General features: G+C 64.2%; 8 protein-coding genes and 2 pseudogenes. All 10 read right to left on the bottom strand.

All coding sequences use genetic code 11. From position 1 onward, the window contains the following. Positions 1 to 55: 55 nt before the first annotated feature. Positions 56 to 463 (bottom strand): DUF2946 family protein, encoded by a 408-nt coding sequence (locus GVO57_RS10375; RefSeq protein ID WP_233281337.1) that lies wholly within the window; start codon positions 461 to 463, stop codon positions 56 to 58. Between the two features lie 215 nt (positions 464 to 678). Continuing rightward, positions 679 to 1398 carry a PepSY domain-containing protein gene (locus GVO57_RS10370; protein WP_233281336.1) on the bottom strand — a complete coding sequence of 240 codons (720 nt, stop codon included), beginning with the start codon at positions 1396 to 1398 and terminating at the stop codon, positions 679 to 681. A gap of 398 nt (positions 1399 to 1796) precedes the next feature. Next, positions 1797 to 1928 (bottom strand): annotated as a pseudogene (locus tag GVO57_RS10365) (IS5 family transposase); the annotation flags it as partial. A 256-nt stretch (positions 1929 to 2184) separates the two neighbouring features. Beyond that, positions 2185 to 3462: a hypothetical protein gene (locus GVO57_RS10360; protein ID WP_160593077.1), complete on the bottom strand. Its 1278-nt coding sequence runs from the start codon at positions 3460 to 3462 to the stop codon at positions 2185 to 2187. A gap of 221 nt (positions 3463 to 3683) precedes the next feature. Next, on the bottom strand, positions 3684 to 5561 hold the full coding sequence (locus GVO57_RS10355) for a WD40 repeat domain-containing protein (RefSeq protein ID WP_160593076.1): 1878 nt from the start codon (positions 5559 to 5561) through the stop codon (positions 3684 to 3686). Between the two features lie 56 nt (positions 5562 to 5617). Then, a complete protein-coding gene (locus tag GVO57_RS15635; RefSeq protein ID WP_407695688.1) occupies positions 5618 to 5806 on the bottom strand; it encodes a hypothetical protein in 189 nt (62 codons plus the stop codon). A 57-nt stretch (positions 5807 to 5863) separates the two neighbouring features. Further along, positions 5864 to 6632 (bottom strand): annotated as a pseudogene (locus GVO57_RS10350) (transposase); the annotation flags it as partial. A 260-nt stretch (positions 6633 to 6892) separates the two neighbouring features. After that, complete coding sequence (locus GVO57_RS10345) at positions 6893 to 8146, bottom strand: TolC family protein (RefSeq protein ID WP_160593075.1); 1254 nt, start codon at positions 8144 to 8146, stop codon at positions 6893 to 6895. Beyond that, positions 8143 to 11208, bottom strand: coding sequence for an efflux RND transporter permease subunit (locus tag GVO57_RS10340; protein ID WP_160593074.1), 3066 nt, complete (start codon positions 11206 to 11208; stop codon positions 8143 to 8145). The genes GVO57_RS10345 and GVO57_RS10340 overlap by 4 nt, the downstream gene beginning before the upstream one ends. Continuing rightward, positions 11208 to 12239, bottom strand: coding sequence for an efflux RND transporter periplasmic adaptor subunit (locus GVO57_RS10335; protein WP_233281335.1), 1032 nt, complete (start codon positions 12237 to 12239; stop codon positions 11208 to 11210). Before GVO57_RS10335 ends, GVO57_RS10340 begins: the two co-directional genes overlap by 1 nt. Positions 12240 to 12291: the final 52 nt, after the last annotated feature.

The following is a 12291-nucleotide window of genomic DNA, read 5'->3' as shown; positions in this document are numbered from 1 at the left end:
AGAGGTGGACCGCGCCGCCTGTGAACGGCCCGGTCAGGTCAAGCAACTCCGGCGATCAGGCCAGAGCGGGTGGGCCGCGCAGCGGCGGCGTCAGATAATCCGGTGTCGCGGGAATGGCAGCGGCAGGCGGCGGCAACGCGAACTCGCGCAGCAGTTGCGCCGGCTTCGCCACCATCGCCTCGCTGGTGCCCGCCAGCATCGGCAACGCCGCTGCGGCGAACACGCAGGGCTGATGCCCTGCGGCCTCATCATGCCCGGAATGACCGGCATCGCCGGACCGCCCGAGGTCGATCACCATGCTGCGGCTCTCGCCCAGACCGTCGCAGATGGTCACGACGATGCCGTCCGCGGTCTTGGTCGGCATGAAGCCGGTCGGGACAAGAATGCGCAGGGCCAGCACAAGCACGAGGAGCACGGCAAAAATGCCGCGCGGGACTCGCCGGGTGCGGAGCGCCTCGAACATGCCCGCGCCGATACGCCCCTGCGGCGCAAATGTCACGGCCCCCGATAGTCGCAGGCGGTTTCGTATGGATTGCGGGGCCATGGAGCGGACTGCCTATCGGAGCGGCTCACCTGGCCTGGCGCTGGCCTGTCACTGACCGCACCGGCCAGGCGCGTGACGAACGTCAGGCGTGCAAACCCATTGGATCTGCGCACGACGCGGATAGAAAACGGCCCCTAAACACCAGCCCGCCTGCGCCTGATCGGCCACCGCGCCAGCAGCAGAAGGGTGCCGCTCAGACCGATCACCAGTCCGCCAAGCGCGAACCCGAACAGCCACGGCGTGTTGAAATCCTCATGGTCTTTCCAGTCCATGATGTGGAGACCCCAGAAGAAATCGTAAAGACGCCAGGTGCCGGTGCGGACGGCGGTGATCCGGCCGGTCAGCGCGGCGACATAAACGGCCGTATTTTCAGCATCGGCATAGCCGATCCGCCATGCGGGCAGCGCGGCGCGATATTCGGTGCTCCGCGCGCGCACCGGACGGATACCGGCAATCGCCGGCGGCCGCTCAGTCCACGCTGCATTGGCGATCCGCTGCGCCGCCGCCGCATCAAGCGGACCAACCGGCTGGCCGCTCAGCAGATCGAACAGCCGGGCGGTGTCGCCGTTGCCGACCTCGGCCACCAGACGGCCATCGACGCGGCGCAGCGTGATCGCTTCGGCACCGTTGGCAGCGATCCGGGCGAGTATGGCGGGATCGATCCTCGCCAGCTCAGCCGTCAGGGGTTCCGCCCGCGCCCGGTCGACCAGATGCTCGCCGCGCACCTCGCCGATCGGCAGCCATGCCATCAGTGCGCCGCTGGCAAACCACAGCAGCAGCTGAAACCCGATGATCAGCGCCAGCCATTTATGCACCCGGCTGGCAGCACGGTGAACCTTGAGACTGATCTTCACAGCATTCCTTCCCGGGGAGGGCGGTCACTTCAGCCCGATGGAGATAATGGCGGCTGGTCCGGCTACCCGACAAGGCTTCGCGTTGCCCAGTCGCGGCTTCTCGCAGAGCGCTGGCCCGCCCGCATATTGACGCTCCCGCTCCTCCCCCGGTAGCGTTTGCTGGGCAAAGGGAAGTCCGATCATGCGCAAGATCGCAACCGCCATTGCTGCCTGTGGGGCGGCGGCGATCCTGCTCTGAGCAGCCAGCCGCAGCATAATGGATGTCACAGCATGGATGGCCGCCAATCCAGCCATTGTTGAGGCAGTTGGTCCATGGCTGTTCATGAGCAGCCTAATCCTGACTGTCCCGAGAGTTTGGCGACGTCGGTACAGCCCTGATTAGGATCAGGACTCGTTGATCATAGCCAAAATATGACGGTGGCCGCGAAGGCGTGGGCGGAGAAGAAGGCGGTTGAACAACGATCGTAGCGGGCCGCGACGCGGCGCCAGTCTTTGAGGCGGCCATGCGCCTCGATCCTGCCAGAGTGCCGATCACCACCGCGAAGGCTCGCGACCGCCCCAAAGCGCAAGGCGCCTCCAGCGGATAGTGCTCCAGTTGCTGACATTGAAATGCGTCGCGGCGGCTCGGCAACTCATGCCGCCATCAATCGCCGCCACGACCCGATCCCGAAGATCCTGTGACAGAGCCCGTACCATCCAGGCTGCCCTTCTGCATCCGGCAGGGAGCTTGAACAAGAACCGCGCACGCGAGGGGATCCCCCCGAGCCAGAACGTGGGGAAAACGCTCTAGCCGCGCACTCCGAACGCCGTGTCGCGGCTGCGAGGCGCGTCATCCCGGCGCAGGACGACATGGTATGTCTTGACCACCTGCAGGATCTCGCACCTCTTGACGGTCTGGCCGGCACCGACGGTCAGAGTGGAAAAGGTCTGCGTTTCGTAGCGATCCGTCAGGCGAAAGCCGCCACGCCATTCCCCAGCGAGGGGATTCCGAAACTCGGCGCAAATATAGCTTTTGTCTCCATTGACCTTCACCCTCTCGACAAAGACACGGACCTGCAGATTCTCGACCTGCCGGCTGCCGGAGCCGTTGCCGACATCGTGATAGTTGATGTCCAGGCTCACCACGCTTGGCGCCCGGGACGCAGAAGCGCCTGTCGACGCCGGAGGGGAGGACGAGCCCGCCATATATGGCTTTTGGCTGCCTTGCGGGCTGGGCGATCCGCTGAGGCCCGGGCGGGCGCTGTTGGCCATCATGGCAGACTGTTGCTGCGCGATCTGGGCCTGCGTCCGCCGGGCTTGTTCCACATTGGCCTGCTGTTGCCGGAACTGGTCCTCGGCGGCACGTTGCGCCTGCGCCCTTCCTGTATAATCCACGGTGGCAGCCCGGGGCTGCGCCGCCGCCGTCGACGACGGGGCGCGCGCACGCAGTGCAGCTGCCTCACGCTGCGCCCGCTCTGCATCAGCGCGAGCATTGATCAGCTGCTGTTCTGCCGCGCGCCGGTTCGCGTCAGCAATCCGGCGCTGGGATTCGGCTTCGCGCCGCGCAAAATCGGCGCGGGCGTTGTCGGCCATGGCATTGCCTATTGAAAGTGCGGCATTGGCAATGGCGTTTCCAATGATTGCGTCACCGGCCTGCCGTCGCCGGCGTTCCTCCGCCCGCTGCATCTCTCGCTCGATGCGATCTTCCTCTTCCATCGCCCGATCCTCGGCCTGCCGGGCAGCCCATTCGGCATCCGCCGCGCGTTGTTCGGCCGCGGCAATCTCGGCCAGTCTGCGCTGTTCTTCGGCGTAGGCGGCCTGTGCCTGTGCGAGCCTGCCATCCGTCAGCGCAGCCAGGGTCAGCGGCGCCGCAGCATTGCCCCTTCCCGTGCCGGAGCCGCATTGCCAACACCCGATCCGACACCAAGATATGCCAGCAGCGGGGACTGATTGACGGCCGGCGGCACCGAAGCGGCGGTCGCCTCTATGGGCGCGGCGGGAACCGGCGCGCTTTGCCCACCGGTCAGAAACGCTTCCAGAGCAGAGGACTTCGACGCCCTGCCCCCATGTCACCTTCCCGGGCATAGCCTATCACTGCGCCGTCAGGGCCAGTCAGGCGCAGCCAGCCCAAAGCGCCGTCAACGGCGGTGGCCGTGACACGCGTGCCGGCTGGCGGTGCCGGTGCAACAAGCGCATCGCCCGCTGGCGCGCGCCGGATAACAAGGTTGGGGGCAGCGCGACCTCAGTCTGCGCCAGAGCAGCCGGCGTGGGGAGCAACAGGGTGAGGAGGAGCGCGGCGCGACGCATCATTGGGGCGCCGACGCGCGCGCCGCCTCTGCCTGAAGAGGGGTCAGCATCATCAGGGCCTCACCATAATTTGCGCCATCGCGGCCCGCATTGGCGAGGTAGGTGTTGAGGGCGTCGAGCGCCGGCACCGGCTTGTTTTCCGCGCGCAACGCCACGGCACGCTGGTAGATCAGCTCATTTCGGGCCTGTGGCGGCAGTTGATTGGAATGGCCAAGAAATTCAAAAGCGCAGAAGTGGGCAAGGAAACGCTGATATTCCTTCTTGGTCAACGCATCGACCATCTGGGCACCAAGCAGATCGGCCCGCACCTGAGAGGGCATGCCCTCGAATGACGCTGGATCGCCTACCCCATAGAAGGCCGAGCCCTTGACGAGACCGAGGCTGGAACTGTCCAACACGTCCTCGGGTGCCTGCGATGCCTCCCGGCCTTTGAACGCTTCCCGCATCTTGGCATAGAGCTCCCCGGCCGCAGCACAATCCTGCCGGATGGTGGCGGCCCGGATGAGATCGACGGCAAGGGTTGCCTGATAAGTGAAGACCCCCGCTTCAGCCAGTTTCACGTTCCAGTACCTGGCCTTCAGCAAGTCCTTCTTGATGCCGTCGCCATAAGTATAGGCATTGGTCACACGCCGCATGGCGCCCATATTGCCCTGTTCTGCCAGTCTCAGATCTTCCGCGAATTTCGCCGCGATGCGTTGGCGGTGGCGATTGCCATCTTCCCACAGCCAGATGTCATCATGAGAGCTGCGGGTTATGATCGGGTTTGGGCCCTGGTCCCAATCCTGGGCCGACAGCGGCGACAGAAAATCAGCGGCAACATAATCGGTCGGCTTGCGCTCCCTGTAGCTGCCGTGGGGAAGCGTTGCGAGCAGGGCGCCGGTGCGGGCATCCCACAGGCGCGCTTCAAAATCCTGGCCCCCGGTCAGCAGGCGCGAACCATCGGCATTGTATCTGATGCTGGGGACGGCGCTCTTGTGGCCCCGCAGAGCAAACAACTCCACCCCATCGGCGGCACGCACCACGGCCGGCGACCCGTCGGTCGATTTGACGACCGCCAGCGTCTGCCCATCAGGATTCAGACGTGCCACATGAAGCGGCCCGGTCGTTGGCAGGGTCAAGGTGCGGGTGCGCTTGCCAGTGCCCGCGTTCCAGAACTGGATGATGCCGCGGTTTGGTTTTTCGGCCCCAGCCACAATAAGCTGTGTCGAATCATGACTGAATACACCGATGTGCGGGCACATGGGTTCAAGGGCGAACAACTGCCTACCAGTGAGGGCATCAAAAATAAACAAGCGGCAGGAAAGGACGTTATTCGTTACCTCCTCCGACGCCACACCATCTTTTATGACGGCTCGCCTTTCAAATGAATAACCGGTGACGGCTATCAGTCTGCCATCCCTACTGTTGTTTATCGCGTTGACACTCATCTGCTCGGGCAGCGCAAAACTATAAACAGGCGCAGAGGTGTTCAGGTCGATGCGCGCAACATATCCGGTACCACCCCGACCATTATTTGCGGCTACAATAAGAGAATCACCATTGGGCAAGGCGCCCAGAGCCTGAATAGGACCGGAGACAGAAGGAAGCGGGTCAGGAATGACCTTTACACGTGACTGGGTGTCGGGAACGGCATAGTCGACGATGTCGATCGTGCCGTCCTTGCGGGCGATGGCATATTTTTTCGTGCCCGGCACGAGGTCATGGGGCAGGCCCGCTTCAGCGTCACCCCGATGGAATGTCGCAGAGAAATTGGCATTCTTCTCATAGAGGTTACCGGCCGACTGGCCCGCATCGCCCTGCCCCATGGCCGCAACCGGACTCACGAGCGCCGCGACAGCAACCAGAGACGCCCGGGCGCCAACAAAATGAGACGTCATTCAAGCATCCTGAATGCGACTGTGACAGCAAAGCGCAATCACCGATCAGGCATTGTTTACCGGCCGACGAAGTTTGACAAGCCCGTTGAACATCGGGCGGGTATCGTGTTGTTCTTCTTGAAGTCTCGATCGTTGGTGCGCCCGCGCAGGCTGTGGTCTGTGCCTTCTGGGAAGTTACAGTTGATTTGCATCAGGCGCTTGCCGCAACATGGCATGGCGAGCAACGCCGCATCGATCACCCGCATCTGAGCCAGCGTCTCTTCGGTCTCCGGCACTGGCGCGTAACAGTAGCTCGATCTGCCCATCAGGCTGGTCAGTTCACGCGCCACCCGAGCACCCGACAGCGACGTATCGGCCACCAGCGCCAGGCACTCGCGCGTGTAGTCATCGACCACGCACAGGATACGTAAGCGCCGACCGCAGATCAGGCTGTCGGAGACGAAGTCGAGCGACCAACGCTGGTTCGCGCCGTCCGGCAGTACCATCGGCCTGCGCGTGCCCAGCGCGCGTTTCCGGGCGCCACGGCGCCGCACCCGCAAGCCCTCCTCGCGGTAGATGCGCAGCAGCTTCTTGTGGTTGGGCGCGATACCCTCCCGCGCCAGCAGATAGCCCAGGCGACGATAGCCGAACCAACGGCGCTCTGCCGCCAGCTCGCGTAGCCGTTGTCGCAGCGCCCCGTCATCTGGCCTTGTCGGCTCGTAACGGATCACCCTGCGGCTCACACCAACCAGTGCACACGCCCGACGCTCGCTCACCCCGTGATGCTCTCGGGCATGGGCGACGGCCTCCCGCTTGGCGCCGGAAGTCACCATTTTTTTGATGCCAGATCCTTCAGCACCGCGTTGTCCAGCATCGGTTCGGCCAGCAGCTTCTTCAGCCGCGAGTTCTCCTCCTCGAGCGACCGCAGCCGCCGTGCCTCGGAAACATCCAGACCGCCGAACTTCGACTTCCACTTATAGAACGTCGCCGAGCTGATCCCGTGACGGCGGCAGACCTCCGCCGTCGCCATCCCAGCCTCCTGCTCCTTCAACACTGCGATGATCTGTCCTCGCTGAACCTGCTCCGCTTCATATCCATCCGACTCCTTCAAGGGCCGGACTCTACTCAAACCTAGAGGAAATCCACGGGCTCAGACCAGGGCGTCACCGCCTCGCGCGTCGATACGTCAAAGCTGAACGCAGTCGAGCCACAGGCCTGACGCGCGGAAACGCTCAGCCGCCCTGCGACACGTCACCTCGCGACCGCGCTCAAGACACTTATGGCCTGGCGCAATCGTTGCGACATGGTCTGAGAACATCGCTCATACACAAGGCAGGCGCCGCACCCATCCATCAGGGTGCTACCCCCTCATGCGCTTGGGCAGACAACCACAGCGTGTGCGCGTCGATCCGCAGCCTCGTGATTGCCTCAAGCGCAGCCGTCCGTGCCCTGACCTCCTCGAGAGCGGCGTCGCACGCAAGCCGTTCCGTCACAAGGCGGTCCGACAGATCGATCCCACCCAATGCATGCCCCGCCCGCTGCCGCTCAGCTGCTGCCTGGGCAGCTTCAGCGGCCCTGAGCGCCTGCTCCCAGGCCCTCAGATAGCCAGTCGCAAGGGCCGCCCCCTCCGCGGCAAGAGCACTGATCATGTTCCGCGTTGCAGCCAGCTCTGCTGCGGCAGCAGCGCTTGCCGAGCTCGCCCTGTCGACCGCTGCGGCTCGTGCCCGACCGCCTAACGGAACGGAGAAGATCAGTCCGATGCCCTTCTCATTCCCACCCTGCTCCGAAAAGGCACGCAGACCAATGCTCGGGTCAGCCAGCCGGTCACGGGCAGCCCGAGCCCGCAATGCCTCGGCCTTATCGAGATCGGCCGCCGATGCGCCAATCTCGTGGCTTCGCGCGATGACCAGCGCCGCCAACCCCTCGCTCCCTTCTGCCGGCAATGCAGGTCTCGGCAATGCGGGAGCAGCGGACGGCAGAGGCAAATCCGGGAAACTGGCCGACAGAGCCGCCCGTGCGGCCGCTTCCCGGGCGCTCGCCTGCATGGCACCTGCATGCGCTGCGGCCTCAGCAGAAAGCGCCTGATCAAGCTCCAAAGCGCTGGCATCCCGCAAAGCCAACCGCTTGCGCGTGGCGGCAACCGCGCTGGACATCACCGAGGCCACGCCCTCAAGTGTCCGCGCTTCCGAAGCCGCTCCCAGCCAAGTCCACCACTGTTTGGAGAGCAGCAGCGCAGCCTGATGCCGCGCATCCTCAGCCCGGTTTTCAGCCGCACGCAGACCAGAGTTTCCAACCCTGCGGTCCAGCGCAGCCTTCCCCGGCAACCGGATCGGGCGCGTGAACTGGAGATCATATTCCGGCACCATCCCGATGCCTCGGACATCACGGCGCTGGACCGTGCCCTGGACCACCACTTCTTGAGGTCCGACCGCCAACAGCTGCGCATCCGCCCGCGCCTCATCGACACGTGCGTGCGCCGCAATCACCATCGGATGGCTGTCGAGCGCCCGCTCAACCGCCGCCTCCAACGGCATTCCGGGTTCGGCCGGCGGAGGGCTCATCTGCACACCCACCGACACGATAAGCGAAATGGCAAACGGCATCATCCGACCTTTGCCTCTCCAAAGCGTGCATAGAGCAGCGGCAGCAAAACCAGCGTCAGGGCGGTCGCTGTCACCAGTCCGCCTATGACCACAATCGCAAGCGGCTTCTGGATCTCGGACCCAGGCCCGGTTGCAAACAACAAGGGCACAAGCCCGAATGCGGCAATGCTGGCCGTCATCAGGACCGGTCTGAGCCGACGCCTCGCGCCTTGCTCAACCGCCTCGGCAAGCGGCACACCGGCGCCTCGCAGCTGCCTGATGTAGCTCACCATCACCAGGCCGTTCAGGACCGCTATGCCCAGCAGCGCAATAAAGCCGACCGATGCGGGTACCGAGAGATACTCGCCGGCGGTCCATAGCGCGAGAACCCCGCCGACCATCGCAAAGGGGATCATCAACAGAATGAGGAGGGCCGGGCGAAGCGCTCGGAACGTCAGCACCAGCAGCGCGAAGATCCCGAGCAGTGCGAGTGGCAACACAAGCGACAGCCGCTTTGCAGCGCGCTGCTGGTTCTCAAACTGACCTCCCCAGACAATCCTGTAGCCGGGCGGAAGCGGCACGTTTGCGGCAATGCGCGCTTGTGCATCCGCCACGTACCCCACGATATCGCGGCCGGAGACAAACGCCTGGACCAACGCAAAGCGCGAGCCGTTCTCGTGCTCGAGTTTCACTGGCCCGGCCACCCGCCTGGGGAGGGCGATATCGCCCGCTCGAACCATCTGCCCCCCAGCGCCAATGAGCGGCGTATCCGCAAGCGCCGCAACTGAATCGGCCGATTGGCTCGCACCCGAGTTGATCACAACCGGAACACGGCGCAGCCCCTGCGTGGTGCTGCCCGCGGCCAGCCCCTCAAGCTGCGCGCGAAGGCCATCCTGCACCTCCGTCACCGTCAATCCGGCCCGACCGGCTCCTTCACGGTCGATGCTCATCTGCAGATAGTCGACCGTGTCATCCGCAACCGTGATCACCTCCGTCGCGCCGCGCGTTTGACGAAGCTGAGCCGCAACAGCCCCCGCGAGCCGGGAAAGCTCGGACAGTTCGGGGCCAAAGATCTTCACTGCGAGATCACCGCGACTGCCCGTGAGCATCTCGGACACCCGCATCTCGATCGGCTGGGTGTAGCTCGGCTCAATGCCGGGATGCGCCGATAGCGCCCCCCTTATCTTCGCGGTGAGCGCGGCCTTGTCAGAGACGGTCCATTCCTCCTGCGGTTTCAAGGCAAGAAAGATATCGGTCTCGCTCAACCCCATCGGATCAAGACCAAGTTCATCAGTGCCGAGCCGGGCGATCGCATCAGTGACCTCGGGCACCTGAGCCAGCACGGTCCGCTGCACAGCGATATCGCCCTCGATGCTGTGTGAAAGACCGATCGACGGGTGCTTGGCCAACTGCACCAGAACCGCGCCCTCATCGAGGGTCGGCAGAAAAATCTTGCCCACCCGTGTGTATGCGAACCCGGCCAGCACCAACGCACCGACTGCAACGCCTGCGACAATGCGCTGATGTGCGCGTGCCTGGCTCAGCACCCTTTCATAGGCCGGGTTAAGCCGGCGCATGAGCCAGGGTTCCTCGCCCTCGGCATGACCTCGCAGGACAATATCCGACAGCATCGGGATCAGTGTCAGGGCGAGGAACAGCGATGATGCGAGAGCAAGGACGATCGTCACCGCGACCGGCGCAAAAAGCTTCCCCTCCAGTCCCTCGAGCGAAAGAAGCGGGAGGAAGACAAGGATGATGATGAGGATCCCCGAGGCGACCGGCTGAATGACCTCCCCGGTCGCCAGACCTATCCGCACCGTCCGCGAGCGGGGATCCGTCCGCGAAAGCTGTTCCACCAAGTTCTCGACGACAACGACTGCACCATCGACCAACAGGCCAATCGCGATCGCAAGCCCCCCAAGGCTCATGAGATTGGCCGAAAGCCCAAAGCAGCGCATCAGAATGAACGTCATCAGCGCCGCCATCGGCAACGCAACCGTCACGACAAACGCCGCCCGCCAGTCACCCAGAAACAGCAGCAGCAGCACAACCACCAACACTGCAGCCTCAAGCAGGGCCTTCTCAACAGTGCCCACGGCATGGTCGATAAGCTCGGACCGATCATAAAAAACGTGCAGTTTCATGCCTGCGGGCAGAGTAGGTTCCAGCTCAGCCAGCCGTGCCTTGATGCCATCGACGACCTGCGCCGCATTTGCTCCCCGCAGACCAATAACAACCGCCTGCACCGTTTCACCCCGCCCACCGGCCGTCACCGCCCCGTAGCGAGCGAGACTGCCAATGCGGACCTCCGCCACATCGCGCACACGGACGGAACCGGCCGGAGTTGTCCGGATCACGATGGCACCAAGATCCTCGAGCGTGGTCACGGCGCCAACGCTGCGAACGATCAGAGTGGACTCGCCCGCAGCCGCCCTGCCCGCGCCATCATTGCGGTTACCAGCCATCACCGCATCACGAAGGCTGCCAAGCTCGATCCCCGCAGCCGCAAGTGATGCCATGTTTGGAACGATCTCGAAGGTCTCGACCCGTCCGCCGAGCACATTCACATCGGCCACGCCATCAACAGTGCGCAGCGCCGGGCGAACCACATAGTCGAGAACACGGCGCCGCTCTGCGAGGTCTTGCGGACCCTCAAGCGTGAACATGAAAATGTCCGACAGGGGTGTAGAGATTGGCGCGAGGCCGCCCGTCACCCCAGCCGGCAGATCGCCGGCAACCGATGCAAACCGCTCGGAAACCTGCGCGCGGGCCCAATAAATGTCGGCCTCGTCAGAGAAGCTGATCGTGATGTCCGCGATCGCGTATTTGGCAACGGATCGAAGCATCGTTTGTCCGGGCATGCCCAGCATGTGCTGCTCGACCGGCGTGATGACACGTGCCTCGACTTCCTCCGGGGTCATCCCGGGGGCCTTCAGGATGAGCTTGACCTGCGTGGGCGCGATCTCCGGAAATGCATCGATCGGCAGCGTGATGAACGACCAGGCCCCGGCCACGATCAGGCAAAGGGCAACGGCCGCAGTCAACCATCGGCGCGCAAGAGCACCGTCGACCAGAGCTTGCAGCATCAGCGCTGCCCCTCTGCCCGAAGCTCGGGCAAGTTGCTCGTGGCAACGATTTCGCCTGATTTGAGCCCAGCCGAGATGATCGCCGGGTCTCCCTCGCCGATCCGCGTGACCGGCCGCAACCGGAAGCTCGCTGCATCCTTGACGAATACAAACTCGCGACCGGCCTCGTTAACCACAGCAGTTGCCGGGACACTGACCGCTCCGTCAGGAGCCCTCGAGCGAACCACAACTTGGACAAGCCCGCCGCTGACGAGAGTTGGCCCATCGTCCGAAATCCGTGCGCGGGCTGGAAAAGCCCGGGTGGCCGGATCAAGCGAACTCGCAACCGTCTCCAGCCGCCCCGAATGCCCGTCAGCTGTGACGACGGCCATACCGGGCTGCAACTTACCCGCCAGTCGCTCCGGCACCTGCAGCGCCAGCCAACGGCTACCTTCGGCCTCGATAATGATTGAGGAGGTCAGCCCATCAACCGACGCCCCCGCATCCATGTTCATCGAAGCCACACGTCCGGCGATAGGTGCAGTCAGCCGCACCTGACCGTCGCGCCCTGCGCCCGTCTGAGCGAGTAGCGACCGCGCGCTGCCAACCGCAATCGCTGCCTGCCGGCTGGCGTTGATCGCACCATCAGCCCGTGAGCCCGCCACCACCCCCATACGGCTGAGCGCAGACATCCGTCTGGCCTCCGCAGCCATCAGACTTTGATGCGCCTCCGCCTGCGCCAGATCAGATGCGAGCGATATGGCATCCCGACTGACGAGGACCGCCAACAGCTGTCCCCGCGTGACAACCTGTCCCGGCTGCACATGCACCGACCGAACAAGCCCAGGCAGAGCGGCCGCCACCGCCACCCGCGAACCCGGCGGCTGGACGACAGTCGCGCTGAGCGTCGCAAGCGTCACCTCGGAAGCAACCCGCGCAACCGCCGTACGAGGCGCGACCCGCACAGGTTTGTCCGGCGCAATCGCAGGATCCTGCTGGCCACACCCCAGCAGAGCGCTGGCGAGCACGATACACGCAATCTTATTCCACATGCGGGCAAACTGCCCGCCGAAGCTTGCGCCAAGCTGACAATATGTCAGCCTT

Source organism: Sphingomonas changnyeongensis, from assembly GCF_009913435.1.
GTDB lineage: Bacteria > Pseudomonadota > Alphaproteobacteria > Sphingomonadales > Sphingomonadaceae > Sphingomonas_B > Sphingomonas_B changnyeongensis.
This window is presented reverse-complemented; position numbering and strand designations above follow the sequence as displayed.